The 20,779-nt window shown below is 29.0% G+C and carries 22 protein-coding genes and 1 pseudogene; 17 read left to right on the forward strand and 6 right to left on the reverse strand.

What is annotated here, in order from left to right; genetic code table 11:
* Positions 1 to 201, reverse strand: a complete 201-nt coding sequence (locus PYW36_RS11180) for a cold-shock protein (protein WP_103159423.1) — start codon at positions 199 to 201, stop codon at positions 1 to 3.
* Between the two features lie 391 nt (positions 202 to 592).
* On the opposite strand from PYW36_RS11180, the gene PYW36_RS11185 reads away from it, so the two are divergent.
* From PYW36_RS11185 to PYW36_RS11200, 4 genes are all read left to right on the forward strand, one after another.
* Positions 593 to 1,210: a CadD family cadmium resistance transporter gene (locus PYW36_RS11185; RefSeq protein ID WP_103159422.1), complete on the forward strand. Its 618-nt coding sequence runs from the start codon at positions 593 to 595 to the stop codon at positions 1,208 to 1,210.
* A gap of 18 nt (positions 1,211 to 1,228) precedes the next feature.
* Complete coding sequence (locus tag PYW36_RS11190; RefSeq protein ID WP_010891100.1) at positions 1,229 to 1,576, forward strand: ArsR/SmtB family transcription factor; 348 nt, start codon at positions 1,229 to 1,231, stop codon at positions 1,574 to 1,576.
* A gap of 221 nt (positions 1,577 to 1,797) precedes the next feature.
* Positions 1,798 to 1,995, forward strand: coding sequence for a hypothetical protein (locus PYW36_RS11195; protein WP_031797806.1), 198 nt, complete (start codon positions 1,798 to 1,800; stop codon positions 1,993 to 1,995).
* A 34-nt stretch (positions 1,996 to 2,029) separates the two neighbouring features.
* Positions 2,030 to 2,374 (forward strand): DUF4260 domain-containing protein, encoded by a 345-nt coding sequence (locus PYW36_RS11200; protein ID WP_103159421.1) that lies wholly within the window; start codon positions 2,030 to 2,032, stop codon positions 2,372 to 2,374.
* A gap of 324 nt (positions 2,375 to 2,698) precedes the next feature.
* Here the strand turns inward: PYW36_RS11200 and PYW36_RS11205 are convergent, their stop codons facing one another.
* Entirely contained in the window at positions 2,699 to 3,025 is a 327-nt protein-coding gene (locus PYW36_RS11205; protein ID WP_042743125.1) for a hypothetical protein, read from the reverse strand.
* Positions 3,026 to 6,008: 2,983 nt separating this feature from the next.
* Between PYW36_RS11205 and PYW36_RS11210 the strand changes: the two genes are divergently transcribed.
* Positions 6,009 to 6,110 (forward strand): type I toxin-antitoxin system Fst family toxin, encoded by a 102-nt coding sequence (locus PYW36_RS11210; RefSeq protein ID WP_002497230.1) that lies wholly within the window; start codon positions 6,009 to 6,011, stop codon positions 6,108 to 6,110.
* A 283-nt stretch (positions 6,111 to 6,393) separates the two neighbouring features.
* Here the strand turns inward: PYW36_RS11210 and PYW36_RS11215 are convergent, their stop codons facing one another.
* A complete protein-coding gene (locus PYW36_RS11215; RefSeq protein ID WP_103159419.1) occupies positions 6,394 to 7,899 on the reverse strand; it encodes an NAD(P)H-binding protein in 1,506 nt (501 codons plus the stop codon).
* 355 nt (positions 7,900 to 8,254) lie between these two features.
* On the opposite strand from PYW36_RS11215, the gene PYW36_RS11220 reads away from it, so the two are divergent.
* Together PYW36_RS11220 and PYW36_RS11225 are read left to right on the forward strand one after the other, a co-directional pair.
* On the forward strand, positions 8,255 to 8,350 hold the full coding sequence (locus PYW36_RS11220) for a type I toxin-antitoxin system Fst family toxin (protein WP_107368147.1): 96 nt from the start codon (positions 8,255 to 8,257) through the stop codon (positions 8,348 to 8,350).
* A 144-nt stretch (positions 8,351 to 8,494) separates the two neighbouring features.
* A complete protein-coding gene (locus PYW36_RS11225) occupies positions 8,495 to 8,689 on the forward strand; it encodes a hypothetical protein (RefSeq protein ID WP_103159418.1) in 195 nt (64 codons plus the stop codon).
* An 85-nt stretch (positions 8,690 to 8,774) separates the two neighbouring features.
* Here the strand turns inward: PYW36_RS11225 and PYW36_RS11230 are convergent.
* Positions 8,775 to 9,223, reverse strand: a pseudogene (locus tag PYW36_RS11230) (IS6 family transposase); the annotation flags it as partial.
* A gap of 990 nt (positions 9,224 to 10,213) precedes the next feature.
* Here PYW36_RS11230 and PYW36_RS11235 point away from each other — a divergent pair.
* Together PYW36_RS11235 and PYW36_RS11240 are read left to right on the forward strand one after the other, a co-directional pair.
* Positions 10,214 to 10,468, forward strand: coding sequence for a hypothetical protein (locus PYW36_RS11235; RefSeq protein ID WP_103159431.1), 255 nt, complete (start codon positions 10,214 to 10,216; stop codon positions 10,466 to 10,468).
* 111 nt (positions 10,469 to 10,579) lie between these two features.
* Positions 10,580 to 11,266, forward strand: coding sequence for a hypothetical protein (locus PYW36_RS11240; RefSeq protein WP_244916306.1), 687 nt, complete (start codon positions 10,580 to 10,582; stop codon positions 11,264 to 11,266).
* Between the two features lie 373 nt (positions 11,267 to 11,639).
* Here the strand turns inward: PYW36_RS11240 and PYW36_RS11245 are convergent, their stop codons facing one another.
* On the reverse strand, positions 11,640 to 11,804 hold the full coding sequence (locus tag PYW36_RS11245) for a DUF3923 family protein (RefSeq protein ID WP_308446706.1): 165 nt from the start codon (positions 11,802 to 11,804) through the stop codon (positions 11,640 to 11,642).
* Between the two features lie 178 nt (positions 11,805 to 11,982).
* Between PYW36_RS11245 and PYW36_RS11250 the strand changes: the two genes are divergently transcribed.
* The 7 genes from PYW36_RS11250 (at position 11,983) to PYW36_RS11280 (ending at position 17,032) form a co-directional block, all read left to right on the forward strand.
* The gene (locus PYW36_RS11250; RefSeq protein WP_103159429.1) at positions 11,983 to 13,140 is read left to right on the forward strand and encodes an aminotransferase class V-fold PLP-dependent enzyme; all 1,158 of its coding nucleotides are present in this window, start codon (positions 11,983 to 11,985) and stop codon (positions 13,138 to 13,140) included.
* A 3-nt stretch (positions 13,141 to 13,143) separates the two neighbouring features.
* Complete coding sequence (locus PYW36_RS11255; protein WP_103159428.1) at positions 13,144 to 13,821, forward strand: DUF7411 family protein; 678 nt, start codon at positions 13,144 to 13,146, stop codon at positions 13,819 to 13,821.
* 12 nt (positions 13,822 to 13,833) lie between these two features.
* Positions 13,834 to 14,217, forward strand: a complete 384-nt coding sequence (locus PYW36_RS11260) for an NUDIX hydrolase (protein WP_031902921.1) — start codon at positions 13,834 to 13,836, stop codon at positions 14,215 to 14,217.
* Positions 14,217 to 15,107 carry a DMT family transporter gene (locus PYW36_RS11265; protein WP_103159427.1) on the forward strand — a complete coding sequence of 297 codons (891 nt, stop codon included), beginning with the start codon at positions 14,217 to 14,219 and terminating at the stop codon, positions 15,105 to 15,107. Before PYW36_RS11260 ends, PYW36_RS11265 begins: the two co-directional genes overlap by 1 nt.
* Positions 15,104 to 15,532, forward strand: coding sequence for an NUDIX hydrolase (locus PYW36_RS11270; protein ID WP_224721112.1), 429 nt, complete (start codon positions 15,104 to 15,106; stop codon positions 15,530 to 15,532). Before PYW36_RS11265 ends, PYW36_RS11270 begins: the two co-directional genes overlap by 4 nt.
* On the forward strand, positions 15,525 to 16,271 hold the full coding sequence (locus PYW36_RS11275) for an HAD family hydrolase (protein WP_031902918.1): 747 nt from the start codon (positions 15,525 to 15,527) through the stop codon (positions 16,269 to 16,271). Before PYW36_RS11270 ends, PYW36_RS11275 begins: the two co-directional genes overlap by 8 nt.
* 182 nt (positions 16,272 to 16,453) lie before the next feature.
* Entirely contained in the window at positions 16,454 to 17,032 is a 579-nt protein-coding gene (locus PYW36_RS11280; RefSeq protein ID WP_103159426.1) for a recombinase family protein, read from the forward strand.
* Between the two features lie 484 nt (positions 17,033 to 17,516).
* Here the strand turns inward: PYW36_RS11280 and PYW36_RS11285 are convergent, their stop codons facing one another.
* Positions 17,517 to 18,260, reverse strand: a complete 744-nt coding sequence (locus PYW36_RS11285) for a DUF536 domain-containing protein (RefSeq protein WP_096638701.1) — start codon at positions 18,258 to 18,260, stop codon at positions 17,517 to 17,519.
* A gap of 436 nt (positions 18,261 to 18,696) precedes the next feature.
* Here PYW36_RS11285 and PYW36_RS11290 point away from each other — a divergent pair, with 436 nt between their 5' ends.
* The gene (locus PYW36_RS11290; protein WP_103159425.1) at positions 18,697 to 19,668 is read left to right on the forward strand and encodes a replication initiator protein A; all 972 of its coding nucleotides are present in this window, start codon (positions 18,697 to 18,699) and stop codon (positions 19,666 to 19,668) included.
* The last annotated feature ends 1,111 nt before the right edge of the window (positions 19,669 to 20,779 follow it).

A 20,779-nucleotide genomic window follows, 5' to 3' on the forward strand; every position in this document is an offset into this window, starting at 1 on the left:
TTAGATTACAACAACATTAGTTGCTTGTTCGCCACGTTGACCGTCAACAATGTCGAAATCTACGTTTTGACCTTCTTCTAAAGATTTATAACCTTCACCAGCAATGCCAGAGAAGTGAACGAAAACATCGTTGCCATTTTCTCTTTCGATAAAACCAAAACCTTTTTCTGAATTAAACCATTTTACTGTACCGTTATTCATATAGAATACCTCCGAGTGCTTTTGCACATAATATTTGTAACAACTTCATTTATAAAAAAGAGGATATTCTAAAAAATACACTACAATTAAATTCACGAGCTTTATTACGTTAGATTAAGTATACGCTTATTTCTTTGTTAAGTACAGCTTTAATTTTAATAGCACGCATTTATGCCGAGAAAATTTATTGATCAATGAGAAGAACCCTTAACTAAACTTGAAGACGAATGTCGGCATAGCGTGAGCTATTAAGCCGACGATTCGACAAGTTTTGGGTTTGTTAAGGGTTCAGAGGCTCGTTGTTAATAAAGCAATTGGAATAAAGCACCTATGATTATTTGAAAACGTAAGTTATAATACATTCAAAAACATTTTTGAATGAGGTGTAATTATGATTCAGACTATTGTAACTGCTGCTATTCTTTATATTGCGACAGCATTAGATTTATTAGTGATTTTATTAATGTTCTTTGCTAGAGCAAAGACTAGGAAAGAATATCGAGATATTTATATTGGTCAATATGTAGGATCTGTGGCATTGATTGCCATAAGTTTATTCTTTGCCTTTGTCTTAAATTATGTTCCTGAAAAATGGATATTAGGATTATTAGGGTTAATACCGATTTATTTAGGAATTAAAGTGGCTATTTATGGTGATAGTGACGGAGAAGAGAGAGCTAAAAAAGAATTGAATGAGAAAGGGTTGTCTAAATTAGTTGGTACGATTGCAATTGTTACGATAGCAAGTTGTGGTGCTGATAATATCGGTTTATTTGTTCCCTATTTTGTGACATTAAGTGTTACTAATTTATTAATTACTTTGTTTGTCTTTTTAATTTTAATTTTCTTCTTGGTATTTACTGCACAAAAATTAGCTAATATTCCAGGAGTTGGAGAAATTGTTGAAAAATTTGGTCGTTGGATTATGGCTGTTATTTATATAGCTTTAGGTTTATTTATTATTATAGAAAATGACACTATTCAAACAATTTTAGGATTTATATTTTAATTTAGGGTGTGATTTCATATGAGTTATGAAAATGCTTGTGATGTGATCTGTGTACATGAGGATAAAGTTAACAATGCTTTAAGTTTTTTAGAAGATGATAAATCTAAGAAATTACTTAACATTTTAGAAAAGATTTGTGATGAGAAGAAATTGAAAATTATATTATCTTTGATTAAAGAAGATGAGTTGTGTGTTTGTGATATTTCTTTGATATTAAAAATGAGTGTTGCTTCAACTTCACATCATTTAAGACTATTATATAAAAATGATGTACTTGATTTTTATAAAAAGGGAAAGATGGCATATTATTTTATTAAAGACGATGAAATAAGAGAATTTTTCTCTAAAAATCAGGAGGGTTTTTGAAACGAGTGAAACGAGTTTCTTCTTGTCTTGAAGACGAATGTCGGCATAGCGTGAGCTATTAAGCCGACGATTCGACAAGTTTTGGGTTTGTTAAGGGTTCAGAGGCTCGTTGTCAATAAAGCAATTGGAATAAAGCAATTTAGATACTTACAATTTTGTTAGATTTGTTACCTTTTTTCTTTGATAGTATTGATATAAACAAAGTTGAAGGAGGGATTAACATGATAGATATTTTAGGTTATGTATTTGGGATAGGTTTTATTGTATTTGGAATATCTGCTTTAGTTTTTTGGGGAAATGAAATTTATAAAGTCATTAGTAAAAGTAATAAAAAAGTTAGTTACAAAGCGAGTATTTACTGTGGTGGAGTAGCTATTATTTGCGCATTATTTTTAATCGTTTTAGGTAACGTGTTTTAGGTTTTAGTAATCTAATAAAAAAGGGAGGGGTTTTATGGGTAATTTGATTAGGTTGGAAAATGCATTTGTTTTTATTACTGCTGTGGTTGTTTATTTTATGTTTGGTTTTTCATTATGGCTTTTTTTAATATTTTTGTTAGTTCCTGATATTTCTATGTTGGGATATTTATACAATAATAAAATTGGTAGTTATATTTATAATATTGGTCATTCTTATATAATTCCGATATTGATCACTTTGTTTTATTTAGCTGTGGGAGTGGATTTGTTATTAGGAATTTCATTGATTTGGTTGGCTCATATTGCTATGGATAGAACGATTGGGTATGGTTTAAAATACACTGTTGGTTTTGATAAAACAACAATACAAAAAGTTTAAAAGCAAGTTGTCTTTTTTAGGCTTTTAGAAACGAGTTGAGAACGAGTTTCTTCTTGTCTTGATTAGAACGATTCTCTTTTGGAAACCAAGGGACTTATTTTAATTTAGTCCTTATTAAGACAAGAAGAAACTTGTTTTAAAACCTACAAAAAATTATTACCTTGTTCCAATTACTTTATTGACATTGAGCCTCGGAACCTTTAACAATCCCTAAACTTGTCGAAAAGTTGACTTAATAGCTCATGCTATGCCTACATTCGTCTTCAAGTTTAGTTAAGGATTCTTTTCGTTGATCAATAAATTTTCTCATCATATATGTGTTTTCTAATCACAGTATATTTTTGTACCTTGATGAAAATATAATTTCCAATCTTTTTCATAAAAAATCCATATTGAACTTCTAGCACTTTTAGAATTAGAGGTTTTATCTAATAAAATATATTTATATAACTTAGTTTGAGTAGATAAATCAACAACAACAAAATCCTTAATTTCATAAATATTAGAATCTAAATCAATATTGCAAAAATCTTCTTTTTTAAACTTCTTACCTGATTGACCAAATTCTTCAAAATCAGGATGAAGAATTTCTAAAAAATTTCCGTTCTTACGATTCTCAGAATCCAAATGATAATATTCATATTCAATCATAAAAAGCTCCCCTTTTTAACAAACTTTATCACAATAGCAATCTCTTTAAAGGTTTGTTTTCTTCAATTGCGTTAATCATTTGATAATTTATAGAATGTATTAAAGACTTTTTCATCGATAAATAATCACTATTTTTACTACATACTTAACTGTTTTATGAATTTCTTTACTATCATTTCGTCTAATTTTCTAAACATGAACTCGCTTAGTTTTTAGAATATGTGTCATATCTTACTATCTTTTTTGATTAAAAGTGGCTTTCTAAATTCGTAAATTTCTCACTTCATAGGTATGTAATTTATTCGTCTTCCTGTTAAGAATAGAAAATAAAAATTGCTATTATTACAAGTAGACTTACAAATTATTAAACGTTTTAATAATGAAAAACTTCTAAATACTGATCCAGTAAAATGAGAATAGATGAAATAAAGCTCTACAAGGAAATGAAATAATTTCAAATAATCATTCCTTTTTAAGATTAATGTACCAAAAGTAGAGTCCTAATATTTTAGGATGACTTGTTTATAGAGATATTGGTTGGAAGTATAAATGTCTTTGTGGGAAGATACTTACTTAATTAAAAGAATGATTTAATAGTTAATAATGAATCATAAGGCAACTGAAATTTTGTTTGAGTGATTTCTTGAAGTTAATATTTTTTCCTTCAAGCCCCTCATACTATTTCCGTTTTTTGATGAAAATACAAATAGTAAAAGTTATCAATGATGCAAATATAAATGTCCTTTTTAAATTTTATGATAGGGAATTACTTTTAAAAACAAGACCTCTTGATCAGCAAATAAGCAATAAAAATGTGACAAAGAAATACAAAAACCTCACTTAATGCAAAGACATATTCGTATTTTTTTACATGTATTAATCTAAAATTTGCACAAATATAAATCTTGATTGCTGTCATTTTGAACCAAATTTAATTATCAAAACTTCGCTAAATTCTGTGATATCCTATTTGGTCGTAGGATTCGTAATGAGCATAAGGAAACCCAGTACCACCCAAGGTGGTATTCAGCATAGCTGAAGGGTTTGGCTTACCACTCACGATGTTCGTTTGCGCTTATAAAGCTTGATATAACAGTATTTATGAGTGTATTTTTATTTTTGAAATTAGGTCTTACTAATTCAATTTATAGTTTGTTAAGTGGGACTGTAAAAAAATACTTTATCCTATAAAAGAATCCTTTCATATCAAGGGGTTTAGAGATCAAATCCTATCGATAGGATGTCGAAATATTCTGACATCCTATATTTGAACTATTTTTTTAACGACTTTTAGGGATATATCATGAGATGAAATGCGCTTTTTGATGGGTTTAAAATTTGTTAAAGCCTAGGATATTTACTATTAAAAAAGATGAGTTGTTTCAATGAAAAACTTAAAGGCTGAGATATTTAATGGAACAAATTAAACCTCTTATCAAGTAGATAATACTTGTTAAGAGGTTAATTTTTTCTTGTTGAACACATAAAAATCTCAATCACTTGATTGTATTTTTAAATTTTTGAACAGGTTAGAGTTTCGATTTTTTAACATTAATTCAAGCGAATGATCTATTTTTCGTTCTTCAAAGTTTAACTTTCTAACAACTTTTTAGATGTCATTGGATTTTAAATTACTAATATTTTTTCGAAAGTGAACCCACTTTTCGCTATAAATATTTTTACTTAACGAACATCTTAAACCTCATTTTTCTATAATTAATGTGCAAGGACTTTATCATTTGATTTAACTTTTATGAAGTTGGAATGTTGGGAAAACATGTCAAAAATTATAAAAGATGCGCACTTATTATTTTTGATTAGACCGAATAAATGGTCTTAAAAAAATAAAAAGGTGATGCTAAATGTTGTTTATAGCATTGATTTTTGGATGAGTGGTTTGTTGCATAGCTTCGTATTTAATAAATATTCGGTATCTCATCATCTCTAAAATCTATAAGTTTTGGGGAGAAAAAAAAGAGGCAATGTTTTTAGTCGTTAAACGTAAGTATAAATATATTGTGATATTCGTAACGATAACTACTTTCGTACTTTTAATTTTAAATGAGCAACTAGGTATATACTCGTTAGGTCTTTTTATTGGATTGATTTACTATTATGCTTGTTATCAAGTAATGTTTAAAAAGGAAAAAAGTGATCATATTGAAACAAACTTTTTTAAACATGTCTCTGCTTTTCGGAAGTTTTTAATAGAGGGAAGACTTGAATTGTTCCTTTGGTTTTTATCAATGTTCTTTGTGTTCACAGTCCTAATCAGTTTTATATATATCTTTTACCTTATCAAGTTTTAGTATTTTTTGCTTCAGGTGACCTAAAAGCATTAATGAGTTATTTAGGATTATTTGTGTTATTAAGTATATTAATTATTCCACCTGTACTTATAAAATCGTTCACATGGCTAAAAAGAAAAAGAGAATTATTAATAAAGGTCACAAAGGCATCATTAATAACCATATGAAGCTCATCCCTATTATGTTATATATGGTGCTTCTATTTTCTAACATTATATTTGTAGATCTGATAGATTACTATAAAGAAAAATTGGAGAGTGACTAGCGATAACTTTCCTTTTAAATCATAGTGCCTTGGTTCAATATCCGTATTGATGTTTTAAATTTTATGTCGACGATATATCAACTGAGTTACCCCGAATTTTTGTGAGGACTAGTGTGATTTTTCGCTTTTGGTAGCTAATATACTTTATACGTGCATGTATAAGGCATGTACGTATGCAAATAAGTGTTGAGTAATTTGAGCTTAAAAAAATAGGTAGCCATGCAGAGTGAAATTATATTTTCTAAAGTGAATCAAATCCATCCAATATGCTAGGAGTGCGTATAAAAGTAATATAATTAACATATGTTCACTTATCGGAAGAGAATATGATTCAAAAGATATAGATGGTATAATAATGAAGTCGCCTATCTCTCAGGCGTCAATTTAGACGTAGAGAGGAGGTGTAATTATGCTTGATAACTTTGTTCACATCATGACCACAGCAGCGAGTGGTTGTATCGTCGCATTATTTGCGCATTGGCTACGCAATCGCAACGATAAGAAAAAATAGGCGACAATAGTCATACCTAAAAATCCCCTCACTACTTCCGATAGTGAGGGGATTGGTGAATTATGCTTAATAACTTTGTTAGGTAGATTATAACACTGGTTAGTATAGGAATGCAAAATATGTAGTATAATGTTATGAATTATTTGATACATATTTCTTAGTACAAAGGACAATTTCTATAATTAATTCAATAGAAATTGTCTTTTTTATTTGTCTAAAGTTTTCATCTCTTAGACTCTATTCTTTTAGAACTTAACTTTTATATTTTATAGTTGTTGAAAATCTAAAATTTAATTTTACGATATATTTTTGAACCTATATATGCACCAAAAATAGCACCTGTGGACATTACTATAATTCTAAATAGCTGTTCACTTTTTGTCGATGCTTGTTGTTCTTGTTCAGCAAGTTTATTCATATGATTGACGAATAATTCCATAATTGTTTTATGAATATTAGCTTGCATCAATTTGTAAACTATCCAAGGTAATGTTGGCTCATATTCTTGTAATGCAATTATAACTTCATCAGTATCTAAAATACGTCTAAATTCGAGTCTAGCATTCCCCCCATTATTTGACAGTGCTAATTTGCCACCTACAATTTTATAAACAAATATATCTTTAGAGGACATTTGCGTATCGCATTCCATTTTTAAAATAGATTGATTTGTAAACGGTAATTTAATATCGAATTCATGTCCGTTTATATTTCCATTAACTAAATGTAATGTTATATTGTTTATGAAATTCGCATATATTTTAGACACCTCATCTATTGAATAGCTTTCAGGCACTTTAAATCGTGATATGGCTCTTACATCTTTAATTTGCTCTTTATTTTTTTTTCTAGTTGTTTTTTTTGATTTACTTTGTTTTTGATTCATCTTATTTTCTTCATTTAGCGCTTGTTGCACACTCTCCTCATACGATGTTTCACCGAAAGATATATCGGGGTGCATATGTTTAGGTTGAGGAATCATATCATGAACCAAACTATTCATAAGTGGATAAACCATTTCTTTTGGAACTTGCGAGATAAGTTGAACCCAATATCGACTGCTCCAAATAGGTATAATAGGTAAGTCAACAATCAGTAAACGCTTGTTCAATACTGCTGCCGTACGCTGTATTAATTCTTTGTAATTCATAATTTCAGGTCCAGTAACATCAAATGTCTCATTTTGTTGTGGTGCTCGTTCAACTAGTAACGCTAGTTTATTAATTACATCGTTGATTGAAACGGGAGCAATCATATTATATGCCCAGCTAGGTAAAATCATTCCAGGCAATCGTTCAACTAATCGTTTTAAAATTGGGTAAGAACTTCCTTTCGCTCCGATAATTAATCCTGCACGCAACGTGCTCACGGGTATACCATAAGAACCTAAAATTTTCTCACACTCTAGACGACTACGTAAATGGGCAGACAAATCATTGTTATTTGGAATTAAACCACTCATAAAAATAATATGTTTAACTCCTTGTTTCTTTGCAGCTCTTGCAAAATTGTCTGCTAATAAAGCATCCATATCTTCGAAATTTGCTTGCGTTAATTTTGCATTAGGCATCATGGAGTGGACAAGGTAGATGGCAGTGTCTATTCCTTCCATCACTTCTGTTATTTCATTCAAATCAAATAAGTCAGCAGCTTTCCAAGTAACGTTCTTTTCGTTTTCTTTGTTATTAATATTTCTTGAAATTGCGATAATATCATGATCTGTTTTTAATTGATCTTTTAAGTGACCTCCAATATATCCAGATGCACCTGTTAACAAAATTCTACTCATCGTTTCACTCCGTTCATTAAGTATTTTTATTGTCTTAAACAATTGATATCCGTTATTAAATACCCCTTATTAAATTATGAAAACGATTATATTGTCATAGATAATTCTTATGAATTTTATGGAGATATGAGCGTTGATGCTAAACCATTAGAGGGTGAATGGAAGCCTTAAAGGGAAATTGAGTTTTACTTAAGTTTTTCTGATTTTAGAAACCAGTTTTTTCTTGTCTTGATAGTTATTTAAACATAAGTAGGCTTATCGGAAGTACATATGCTTTAAAAGGTACAGATGGTATAATAATGAGGTCGCCTATCTCTCGGGCGTCAAATTTAGACGCAGAGAGGAGGTGTTATTCATGCTAGAAATTCTTGTTCACATCACGACCACAGTCATCAGTGGTTGTATTATTGCGTTATTTACGCATTGGCTACGTAATCGCAATGATAAATAGGCGACTATAGCCACACTAAAACCCCCTCACTAGGGCAATAGTGAGGGGGTTGGTGTATTCATACTAGAATTCTTGTTAGTTGAATTATAACACTTACTGGTAGAGAAATGCAAAATTAGTATCTATATAGAAGGAGGAAATAAAATGGAAAGTATTACAGGATTTCTAACAGTCTTTTTCTTTGTCACAATGATTCTAGCTTTTTCTTTTACAGCTATATTATATATAATAAAAGGACTTTATAATGAGAAAGCAACAGGTGCTTTATTAGTTAGTTCAATATTCATGATTCTATTTATCTTTTCTGCTCTTTTCTATTTATTTTTAGTGAAAGGATAATATATCCATAAGAACACATCTCTTGGTTCTGTTGCAAAGTTAGAAAGATAAGTATCTAACCTTATGTTTAAAATAATACTTCGTATTAACTAGCTAGCATGATGCTAATTACACGGCATGGCGAAAACCCGTAGATCTGAAGAGATCTGCGGGTTTTTTTATATAGTCCATAAATACATTCAATGCCTTTGATCGTATTCTTTGCCGTATTGATACTTTGACAACTTATTTTCTTTGATTTGATATGACGATGATCTTGTTCAATGAGATTATTTAAATATTTAGAGGTACAATGACAGTTGGGGTAAGTTTAAAATCTTTAATCACTTTGGACATTACCACCTTCGTTGAAGGTGCTTGGTCTGTAATTATCATTTGAGATTTGCCAAATTGTTGAATAAGACGTTTAATAAACGTATATGCTGAGTGATTATCTCGTTTCTTACGTAACGAAATATCTAGTGTATGGTCATCTGCATCAATAGCGCGATATAAATAATGCCATTGCCCTTTAATTTTGATATACGTCTCGTCAAAAGCGTTGGTACGCTTGACTTCAGAGTGCTACATTTATAGTTTTTGAGTGATATATATAACCCTTTAGGCTTTGATGTAACTGGTTTGAAAGTGCTATATTGTGTGCTAAATCGAAAACTTGGTTTGCGGAAACTTTGCAATAGATTTGTTGTTGTATTCGGCCCATATTTGCGTTTTAAGAGGATATATGAACTTTTAGGTATAAAAACCATACAATTTACCTCTAAGCCTTCAAAATACCCTTTAAAATTCAAAATAAGGACATAAAAAATAAAAGCTACCCCAGATAAAATGAGGTAGCTTTTTCTTTCATACGGTCTGTTTATTTTTCTTTCGACGCCGTATCGTCGATGGAATTCAAAAAAGTTATGGGCTATAAATCTACATCACTTTTTCAAGAATGCAGTAGCAATATTCAACGCAAATTAATTTTTATAACTGCTCGGAATATCTCAAGCCGTTTCTTTGAATTTAAAATAAAAAATCGACGAAGGTCGATTACGGTTTTGCACACGTCGATTTATCTGACGTATAAGTGCGCCCTTACGGGATTTAACTAGATTATAACGACGAAAATTAGACCTGTAAAGCGATAACTATTGTGATAAAGTTTGCTAAAAAGGAGTGTTCATTTTGGTTATTTATATTTCATGTGCAATTTTAATGGTAATTGCTTTTGGTAGTCTTTTTAGGGAGTTAGGAAATCGTAATAAAAATAAAAGGCTAGATATACTTTCTAGCATATTGGTTTTGATTTCAGCAATTGCACTTTTGATTTATGGAATATTTATTAATTAGAACACGCATTTATGCCGAGAAAATTTATTGAAGTTGAGAAGAACCCTTAACTAAACTTGCAGACGAATGTCGGCATAGCGTGAGCTATTAAGCCGACCATTCGACAAGTTTTGGGATTGTTAAGGGTTCCGAGGCTCAACGTCAATAAAGCAATATTTAGGTTAGAGAAAAATAAAAAAGGTGGTTTATATGGGTAAAAGGGTCGTGAATGGAATAAAAGAGGGTCTATCAGTATTTGTTCTGTTAGTAATTGTTGCAATAACTTTAAATTTTTTAAAATTGAATATTGGATATAGCAGATTTTGGACTTATTTAGGTAACTTAGGAATCATTAATTTTTTTGATGAAAAACCATTAAATGGATTAGTTGTTTTAGGTTTTTTATTAGGTTTAATTGTTTTTGTTTTAGCTTTATTTTTTCCTGATAAAGAGAAAAATAAATAGTTATGATTTTAGGTTTTGAAACGAGTTGAAAACGAGTTTCTTCTTGTCTTGATAATTTGACTACTTATTCTTCTAAAAATTGATATGTTTATTTAAACTAATTTAAAGGGGATGCTTGAATTGATCGCTTATATTTCTCTAGGAATATCTTTTTTTGCTTTAGGTGTTTCAATATATACTGTGTTTTATCAGAGAAAAAAAGATAATAATCTTTTAAGACCTCAACTTTTTTTAGAATCTCAAAATAAACAAATTGTAGATTACATAGGTATTGATTGGGATATTGAAGGTTACGAAAAGCTACAGGAATATGATGTTTTATTGAAATTTATTAATACAACGAAAGTAAGAATTACAGATTTGTCTGTATCTATTGATGTGCGGAAAAATGATACTTTTGAATTTTTATTAAGTAAAGCATTAGAAGAAAAAGAAAACAATTTTGATATAGAAAAAGATATGTTTGGTAATGATACTTATGGTTGGGATAAAGTTTTTGGTTTGGAAGAAACGACAAAAGAAAAAATATCAGTTCTTGATGGCGGGGATTCATTCGAATTGAGATTACCAAGTATTTTTTCAGCTTTATTATTAGGTGCCATGTATTTAAATAGAAATGACTTTACAGAATCTAACTTTACAATAGATTTTGATATAAAAATTTTATATAATCATGATTTTGCTAATAAAGGTAAATATGTTTATTTAAATAAGACTGTTTCAGTAAATATCACTTATGAAAGAGCGATTCAAGGACCATGGGTTGTTTATGATTCTATTACTTTTGATAAATTGTGAATAATGATAAAGCGTTTTTTTGGAACGAGTGAAACGAGTTTCTTCTTGTCTTGATTATAGATTCTAAATCTCAGTAATATAAAAAACAAAGAAGGTGACCGTCTACCAATGTTAAACTTCTTAACTGTTACTACACCTAAACTGTTTACCTTTTCCCTCAGCACATAATTTTATAGAGGCTACAAGTAACATGTTACATGTTACTTGTAGCCTCTATACTTTCTTACTTATTGTTTCGAAAAAATAAGAGGTTGGGGCATAAGGTCTCAGTTCTGTAAGAGCAACACCAACATTTCTAATATAAATCAATTGTTACTTTCTTTCACTTTAATTATATTAACTATGCACCAAATCAACTGAATAATAGCTGGTATCAAAAAAATGCACCTAATACTAGAATATTCAGTAATTTTATCTCTAGCGTTTGCAATGCCCCTGTGGCATCAACATTTCTGTTCCATAGTAGAATAGATAAACTAAAAAAAATAGTACATTCCAAAACAGTTATAATCCACCAAAAAATCCATGAAGCTTTCACTCTTATCGACTCCCTTCAATTTATGGAATGCTATATTAGAATTTACCACATAAAAACGATAAAACAATATATTGTTAAAATGTTATAAAAATATTTCTTGCATAAGCTGACCAATATTAATGTTTCTTATACTTGTGGATATAGAAAGTGAATATAAACCGAACTTTTATTCGAAAATATGATTAATAGTTCGTTTTGTGTTATTATTTATTTTAAAGGAGGGGATTTTATAAAAAGAAATCTTTATTTTAATACAGGAGAACTATCTATAATAATTAAAGAATTGAAGTGTAGAATAATAAGAGAAACAAAAAATGAATTTTATTACGGACGATCAAGAAAAGGTTCAAGAAAAAATTTTAATGTCCAATTATCTTATTTACGAGAACAAATAGCCGATTTAATTGGTGCTTTTAGTGAGGAAATAACCATTACTAATAATACTACGTTTGGTCTTAATATAGTTCTTAATGGCATGAAATTTAATTCTGGAGATGAAATAATAACAACATCTATGGAACACCTTGCAAGCATTTCTCCTTTAACGAATTTAAAAAACAAAAAAAAAGTAATAATAAAAGAGTATAAAGTAACAAAAAGATTTAATGTCAAGAAACTAGAAGAACTAATTACCTGTAAAACTAAAATGATAGTTATATCTCATATATTTTGGAAGACAGGAGAAGTAGTACCTATTAAAGAAGTTATAGATATTGCACATAGTAAAGGGATAAAAGTACTAGTAGATGGTGCTCAAGCTGTGGGATCATATCCTGTAAATCTACATAATATTAATGCAGATTTTTATTGTTTTCCTGCTCATAAATGGCTTTATGGGCCTGAAGGATTAGGTTTTTTATTCGTTCGGAAAAATATCCAAAAAGATTTAGATATTACATTTTCTGGAATTTCAACATTTGAACATTTCAATGATTATAACGATTATAGCATTCAAGACAATGGACAAAGATGGGAATTAGGAACTATTTTTAGACCTAGTGTTTATGGTATGAATGATGTTTTAAAATATTTAAATGATACAATAAAATTTAAAAATATTTACATTAAAACTCAAAGATTAAATAATTATATGAAATGTTTAGTTTCCGATATTGCTAATATAAGTATCGTTACAGACAAAAATTATAATATTTGTACTTTGATTTTTCCCGAAAACATTAACTGTAAGGCATTAAAAGAGCATTTAGAGTTTTTTTCTATTTTTACTAAAGATATCGTAGATATCAATGCCATAAGAATATCTTTAAGTTTTATAAATAATGAAGATGACATTCAATTTTTACTAAAAAAAATTAGAGAATACATGGAGGAATGAATAATGGAAAGAGAAAAAGTTGCTGTTTTATTTACTGGTGGAAGAGATTCTTCTTTAGTTGCCTGTTTAGAATCTTTACAAGATAAAGAAGTACATTTAATAACTTGTAATAGCGGTATAGGCATAAAGAGTGAACTTTCAGAAATTAGGGTTAAAGAATTGGTCGAAAGATTTCCAAATAATATTGTGGGGAGAACGATTTTACCTACATATGGACTATTTAGAAGTATTGCAATAAAAAATTTAGAAGACGATTTTAAAAGATGGGGTATAAATCTAGTGCTTTTAGGTGATAAATTAGCTATACATGCGGCTGCAACAGTATATTGTTTAGAACATGGTATTAAAAAAATCGTTGATGGTTGTGTAGGTTATCAAGAAGATTTAGCTGAGCAAAAGAATGTTGCAATAGAATTATTCAAAGAATTTGAAGCTAAGTATGGTATTGATTACGAGTGTCCGATTTATAACTTTGGAGATCAAGATGATGTTAAATATGCTCTTATGACATTCGGATTGTCTTCTAAATCTTTAGAGGGTGTTTCTATATTTGGTGATGCTTTCAGTGAACCAACGGAACAAGTGGTAGGAGAGTACATTAAAGATAAATTAGACATATGTGAAAATCATGTGAATTTCATGACAAACACAAAAAATTTAATGAAAAATTACCAATATTAAGGAGTCTTTTTTATGATTAAAAAAGTTGCTGCTGTCATTATAAAAAATAATTGTATTTTATCTGTCAGTAAAAAAAAAGCGCCTAATTTTTATATGTTGCCTGGCGGTAAATATGAAAAATCAGAAAATGATATTGAAGCATTATCGAGGGAATTGAGAGAAGAACTAAATGTGACTATTTCAAAAATGGAATTTTTCGGGGATTATGAAGATATTTCTATGTTAGAAAATGAAAAATTATTTTTAAGAACTTATATCACTGAAATAAACGGCAAACCGCATCCAGATAATGAGATTCATAGTATGAAATGGATACCTATACATTCAAAGAGTAACACTGAAGTTGGTAGTGGCATTGCTAAATTTGTAATTCCAAAATTGAGAGGCGAGTTTTAATGTCTAAAAACCCTTCTGTTATTGGTGGAATAGCTGCATTACTTGTTGGTATTTCATTTGGTTTTAATTCTAATATAGTTAAAATGGCTAATGTAAATGGTGTAGAAACCATCAACATAATACTATATCAATTAGTAATAGGTTTAGTATACTTTCTAATCCGATATTTAATTTCTAATTCAACCTATAAAAATTTTACATCTAATATTTTCAAAAATCCTTTTAATTATATTGCTGGTATTACTACAGCACTAACTGGTATTTGTTATTATTCATCAATTAAATTAACTAATCCAAGCATAGCATCACTAGGTTTATTTCAATTTCCGTGGATATTATTTTTGTTAGGTGTGATCTTTAACAAAGAAAAATTTAATTATAAACACATTCTTTCTATTATATTGCTTTGGATTGGCTCTTTTATCTTAATTGGTGCGAATATTACACAAATAAGTTTCTTAGGCTGCTTATGGGGCTTGTTTGCTGGAGTATCATTTGCAACAAATATGTTTACATTACCTAAAACAACCAATCATGGATTTATAAAGGTATATGTATTTGCTATAGCGGTAATTACAGCGCTATTTTGTAGTATATTTTATATTCAGGAGCTATCTCTTTTGAAAACCAACGTCATTTTTTATGGTACTACAATAGCTATTTTAGGTCAGATCATAACATTTGAATTACTTATGTTTTCAACAAAAAGAGTCAGTTCAATTAGCATGGCAACATTAACTACTATAGAGTTACCTGTAGCTATGATAATTTCATGGGTTCTCTGGGGACCACTTCCAAATTTTATGAAAGTTTTAGGTCTTATCATTACATTAGTATCAATAATCTGGTTAGTATATGAAGAATATTCAATTAATAAAAAGGATGAATGATATTGCAAAAGACCAATCTAATTCCAATTTTTGATAGAAGCTTCAAAAATATCTTAATGTGTAAAAGAGTTACTCCGCCTTTTAAAAATATGTATAATTTCATAGGTGGAAAGGTTGAAGAAAGTGAAAGTATTGAGTCTAGTGTGTATCGGGAAATGCTAGAAGAGACATCCCTAACATGCGATGATGTGATATTGCATCCAATAATGGATATAACATATTATCAAGACAAACAGCAGATATATGTTTATTCTGGTGTACTAAACAAAAAATATGTTCCTTCTTTAAATTATGAACAACCACTTTATTGGATAGACCTTCAAAGCAACTTTAATGATCTTGATATTTTTGCAGGCAATGGTAATTTAAACCATATTATAAATCAATCTTCATCCATTTTAAAAAGGCGTGTGAGTGATGAATAGAAAAGTAAAATTGGTTATTTTCGATTTAGATAATACGCTATTTCCTTTTAATGATTTATGGATAAAAGCTAATAAAGATACTTTTAAAGAATATAGATTATTTAAAGATATAGATTATAGTGACTTTATGAAACTATACAAAAAATATGATTTATACTTTTGGAAAAAGCATGATGAAGGGATTATTACCTTAGATGAATTACGAGAGTTAAGATTAATTAAAACTTTAAAACATTTTGATTTAAATATTTCTCGCGAAGAAGCTAATAAGTATTTCGAATCCTTTTTTACTAAATTACTATCTAGTATAACTGTTAATAAAAAAATGAATGATTTACTTTTGTCCTTGAAAGAAAATGTAAACGTTGCCATCCTTACCAATGGTAAACTTAAAGAACAGAACAATAAAATTGATAACCTCGATATTAGATTAATATTTGAAAAGAATATTTTTATATCTCAAAATATAGGTTATGAAAAGCCAAACTCTAAAGCATTTTTAAATGTTACGTCTAATCTAAACGTTAATCCTGAAGAGTGCTTGTTTATAGGAGATTCTTTTAAAAATGACATCTTGGGAGCATTAAATGTTAATATGACAGCCATTTGGCTAACTAATTCAGACAAAGATACAGAATTATATATAAAGGATGATCTTTGCGCTTGCGAAGATAATATAGAAGTTCTACTAAAAAAGCTCCTTGACGATGAATATAAAGGTTTTACAATTAAAAACTAGTATAATATGAAAAAAGGGAGTGTACAGAATATGTCCATTTTCTGTACACTCTTGTTTTATGTCTAAATAAGTAAGTATTACATAGAATTATATGTTCAAAAACCCAACCAAAAATCTATGTTCATAAAAGACCTTGTAATTAAGTTATGGTACACTGAACGTGTATATAGGAGGTTTGTATTTTGAAAATAGGTTATGCAAGAGTTTCAACTGGATTACAAAACTTGAATTTACAGGAGGATCGATTAAATGCATATGGTTGTGAAAAAATATTTAACGACCATATTAGTGGTTCAAAAAGTAAAAGACCTGGTTTAGATAAAGCAATTGAATTTGCGAGATCAGGAGATACGATTGTTGTTTGGAGACTAGATAGACTAGGACGTAATATGGAGGACTTAATCACATTAGTTAATGAACTTAACGAACGAGGCGTGAGTTTTCATAGTTTAGAAGAAAATATAACGATGGATAAATCAAGTTCTACAGGACAATTATTATTTCATTTATTCGCAGCATTTGCAGAATTTGAACGCAACTTAATTTTAGAGCGTTCTTCTGCTGGTCGAATTGCAGCACGTGCTAGAGGACGTTATGGAGGTAGACCAGAAAAATTAAACCAAAAAGATTTAAACTTACTTAAGACACTTTATGATAATGGGACACCCATTAAAACAATGGCAGAGCAGTGGCAAGTTTCACGTACAACTATTTATCGTTACCTCAATAAATTAGAGAGAAAAGAGAATAAAAACAAGTAGAGCGACTAATCAATTTTACTAAAATGAATCTACTAAATAATTATATATATCATTAACGTATAAATACCTTGATTCAACGTTGCTCAATGTAAATGAGGACTTTTCACAGCGTCCTAAAACTCATAATGTATGATTGAATTGAAATTTTAATTACCGCCTAATAATAGAACTAAACCTATTAATATTTGAGCAGGAGCATGAAGGCTATATAAATCAAAAGTTGCACCTATATATATGTATACACCTAATATAATTGCTAAAGTTATTGAGCAAAAGAAGAATATTTTTCTCATTAATTCCCCCCCACCTTTCTATAAAATTTAAATAAGGTTATTGAAAAAGACAAATAAAATAGATTTAACAAGAAGGGATAGATAAAAATTAAGAAGAGGGGACAATTTCTAGAGTCCCCTCTTCTTAATATAAATTAAAGTACAACCTACACTTGTAAATATATAAAAGAAAATATATATATGCCTCTTGCTTAATTACCAAATAGTCGTACCCAAAAACTTTTTTTAGATCGATTTTCTTTAGTTTCTACATCTTTTGAAACATTATTTATATCTCCAGTCTCTTGTGACTCACTATTTTGTTGTTTATTCTCGTTTTTACTTTTAATTACATCATTAAAATGGGAAACTATTTTTTCTTCTTGATTATCTGGATCAATATTAATAGAATCCGTATTGTGTTTTGTTTCTTGAATTTCAGTATTCTTTCTTTTATTAGCAGAATAATTAAGTTGCCTTTCTTCTTCTAATTCGGACTCCAGTCTTTGTATTTTTCTATTACTTTCTAAAGCTAATATTTGCTGATTTTCCAACAGTTTATTTAATGTATTAACATTGCTATTTTGTTGATCTAATTGTTTAGTTAGATTATCAATATATTTTTCATCATTTTTAGCCCTATTTTCAAAAATTTCTATTTGTTTTTCTAATTCATTTATTTTCGTCTGTAATATCTTAGAACTATTTGAATGATTATATTTATGCTTTTCAACTTCTGAAGAGTTTTCGTTAAGTAGTTCTTTTTTTATTGAATCATTACTTTTCGTTTTACCTACTTTCTTGGTAATTTTTTCTACAATCTTCAAATAATCATTATCATTAATATAGTTAATTCCATTTTCTTTTTCAAAAGATATACTTAAGCTTTTTGCATTATTAACAATAGTTTGTTTAGTTACACCCAGTTCATCAGCAATCATTTTAATAGTTTTCATAACAACCATCCTTAGATACCTAATTTATCACCTAAATTTTACCACCTAATAGATTATAATTCATTTTTTAGTACCTAAAACCGACTAATTACCACCTATTTTACAAATTAAAGAAAAATATATTTTACTTTTAGTGCCTAGTTAGGTGCTAAAATAAGAACTTTCTTCATCTTAGATTATAAAGTTCTTCTAGCTATAATTAAATTCTTTATATACAACCTTAAAAGTGTTACTATTACTTTATAAAAATTAAAAGAGTTGATGCTACGCCAATAGCATCAACTCTCGGTAATAAAACGATTCGCACTCGTTTGTTTATATAATTTTTGATACTTGTATTATATATATCCACCCATGTAATTGCAAGCGCAAAACATATAACATGCGTAAAATTGTTTTATTACCTCTATCTAAATTACAGAAAGAGGTTTTTATTATGTCTACTAACTTTAATATCAAAGAAATTCAAAGAGAAAAATTTTATCAATTACCTAAAGTGTTTTTTACTAATCCGAAATACACAAAATTATCTAATGATGCAAAAATTGCATATGCTATTCTACGTGACCGTCTAGATTTATCTATAAAAAATAATTGGGTTGATGAAAATGGGGATATATTCTTTATTTTCACAAATGAGACTTTAAAAAAAATACTCAATATAAGTAGCCCAAATAAACTTTCTAAAATCAAAAAGGAATTGCAAAATGCTGAATTATTTAGCCAAATAAGAGTGGGACTTAATAAACCCAATAAATTATATCTAAAAAAACCAGTAGTAACTCAAGAAGATGTATACCTAATAAAAAATGTAGAAAACACCTTTGAACCAAGTAATAACAAGGATGTATTAAATTCATACATCCAGATGTATCAAAATGATACGTCTGGATGTATCAAATTCATACATCCAGACGTATCAAATTCATACGCAAATGATACTGATATAAATGATACTGATATAAATGATACTGATATAACTACTACTACTAAAAATTCACTAAACGGTAGTAGTAGTAATAAACATTTAATTACACTTTTGAAAAATGAACTATCCATTCCACCTACTAAAGCATTTATAGAAAAAATAGCTGATCTAAGTAAGGATATGACCCCAGACCTTTTGGAATACGCTATCAAGTATGCTTCTGAAAATGGAAACAACCCTAAACAATACTTAGCTAAAATATTAGAAGTATGGTCTAAAAACAATATATTTGATTTAGACCAAGCTCAAAATTTTAGTGTTAAATCTAACACTAATCCACTAAAAAGTAAGGAAAAAACACCTAGATGGATAACTCATCCTGAAGAATTTAAGTTAAAAGAGGAAAATGATCAAGAATTAGCAGCTGAAGCTCAAGCGTTCAAAGAGCACTTAATCAGAAAGAAAAGATATTTTAAATAAGGAAAGGTATTTAAAATTTTAAAAATAAAAAAGCTACTAGCAAAAAACTAGTAGCTTAAATCTTAGTTAAATTTTGATGTAGTATTAATTTTTGTTTCTGCGCCACAACGCCGATTACTTAAAACTAAGATAAAAAATCGACGAAGGTCGATTATGGTTTTTACACGCGTTCTTTTTAGAACGCATAAGTGCGCCCTTACGGGATTTAACTAGATTATAACGACGAAAATCAGACCTGTAAAGCGATAACTATTGTGATAAAGTTTGCTAAAAAGGAATGTTCATTTTGGTTATTTATATTTCATGTGCAATTTTAATGGTAATTGCTTTTGGTAGTCTTTTTAGGGAGTTAGGAAATCGTAATAAAAATAAAAGGCTAGATATACTTTCTAGCATATTGGTTTTGATTTCAGCAATTGCACTTTTGATTTATGGAATATTTATTAATTAGAACACGCATTTGTGCCGAGAAAATTTATTGATTGTTGAGAAGAACCCTTAACTAAACTTGAAGACGAATGTCGGTATAGCGTGAGCTATTAAGCCGACCATTCGACAAGTTTTGGGATTGTTAAGGGTTCCGAGGCTCAACATCAATAAAGTAATTGGAATAAAGCAATTTAATTAGTAAGATGACTTTAAGGTATGGAAAGGAGTTTTACATTGGTTAAAAGTTTTACTAAATCATTATTAGAATCCGTTGTTGTATTAATTGGAATATCAATAGTTTTGTGGTTGTTAAATAAAATCGAAGTTGACGCTAGAGGAATTGATAATGTCATCAGCGAGTCTCAGTATAATAGTTTTGCATTTGTGAATTTTTTTGATTTAGAGATATTTAATATCGCTTTTTGTATTCTTATTATTGTCTTAATAATTTATATTTTAGTTAAAACTGCGTTGAGAAAATAGGTAGCTTTTTCTTTCATACGGTCTGTTTATTTTTCTTTCGACGCCGTATCGTCGATGGAATTCAAAAAAGTTATGGGCTATAAATCTGCATCACTTTTTCAATATGATATTTGAATGTTCATATAATGATATTTCTGTTACTTTTTAAAAGAAATTCGCTATAAAAAGCCCAGTCAATCATTGACTGGGTTTTTTATAT

The sequence above is a fragment of the Staphylococcus chromogenes genome, assembly GCF_029024625.1.
Lineage (GTDB): Bacteria > Bacillota > Bacilli > Staphylococcales > Staphylococcaceae > Staphylococcus > Staphylococcus chromogenes.

Coding starts and splice junctions, on each gene's coding strand:
- PYW36_RS11290 (WP_103159425.1), top strand. CDS start 18,697: ATGTCTACTAACTTTAATATCAAAGAAATTCAAAGAGAAAAATTTTAT.
- PYW36_RS11260 (WP_031902921.1), top strand. CDS start 13,834: ATGATTAAAAAAGTTGCTGCTGTCATTATAAAAAATAATTGTATTTTA.
- PYW36_RS11210 (WP_002497230.1), top strand. CDS start 6,009: ATGCTTGATAACTTTGTTCACATCATGACCACAGCAGCGAGTGGTTGT.
- PYW36_RS11195 (WP_031797806.1), top strand. CDS start 1,798: ATGATAGATATTTTAGGTTATGTATTTGGGATAGGTTTTATTGTATTT.
- PYW36_RS11190 (WP_010891100.1), top strand. CDS start 1,229: ATGAGTTATGAAAATGCTTGTGATGTGATCTGTGTACATGAGGATAAA.
- PYW36_RS11235 (WP_103159431.1), top strand. CDS start 10,214: ATGGGTAAAAGGGTCGTGAATGGAATAAAAGAGGGTCTATCAGTATTT.
- PYW36_RS11270 (WP_224721112.1), top strand. CDS start 15,104: ATGATATTGCAAAAGACCAATCTAATTCCAATTTTTGATAGAAGCTTC.
- PYW36_RS11215 (WP_103159419.1), bottom strand. CDS start 7,899: ATGAGTAGAATTTTGTTAACAGGTGCATCTGGATATATTGGAGGTCAC.
- PYW36_RS11265 (WP_103159427.1), top strand. CDS start 14,217: ATGTCTAAAAACCCTTCTGTTATTGGTGGAATAGCTGCATTACTTGTT.
- PYW36_RS11275 (WP_031902918.1), top strand. CDS start 15,525: ATGAATAGAAAAGTAAAATTGGTTATTTTCGATTTAGATAATACGCTA.
- PYW36_RS11225 (WP_103159418.1), top strand. CDS start 8,495: ATGGAAAGTATTACAGGATTTCTAACAGTCTTTTTCTTTGTCACAATG.
- PYW36_RS11180 (WP_103159423.1), bottom strand. CDS start 201: ATGAATAACGGTACAGTAAAATGGTTTAATTCAGAAAAAGGTTTTGGT.
- PYW36_RS11220 (WP_107368147.1), top strand. CDS start 8,255: ATGCTAGAAATTCTTGTTCACATCACGACCACAGTCATCAGTGGTTGT.
- PYW36_RS11200 (WP_103159421.1), top strand. CDS start 2,030: ATGGGTAATTTGATTAGGTTGGAAAATGCATTTGTTTTTATTACTGCT.
- PYW36_RS11285 (WP_096638701.1), bottom strand. CDS start 18,260: ATGAAAACTATTAAAATGATTGCTGATGAACTGGGTGTAACTAAACAA.
- PYW36_RS11255 (WP_103159428.1), top strand. CDS start 13,144: ATGGAAAGAGAAAAAGTTGCTGTTTTATTTACTGGTGGAAGAGATTCT.
- PYW36_RS11205 (WP_042743125.1), bottom strand. CDS start 3,025: ATGATTGAATATGAATATTATCATTTGGATTCTGAGAATCGTAAGAAC.
- PYW36_RS11250 (WP_103159429.1), top strand. CDS start 11,983: ATGATTAATAGTTCGTTTTGTGTTATTATTTATTTTAAAGGAGGGGAT.
- PYW36_RS11240 (WP_244916306.1), top strand. CDS start 10,580: ATGCTTGAATTGATCGCTTATATTTCTCTAGGAATATCTTTTTTTGCT.
- PYW36_RS11185 (WP_103159422.1), top strand. CDS start 593: ATGATTCAGACTATTGTAACTGCTGCTATTCTTTATATTGCGACAGCA.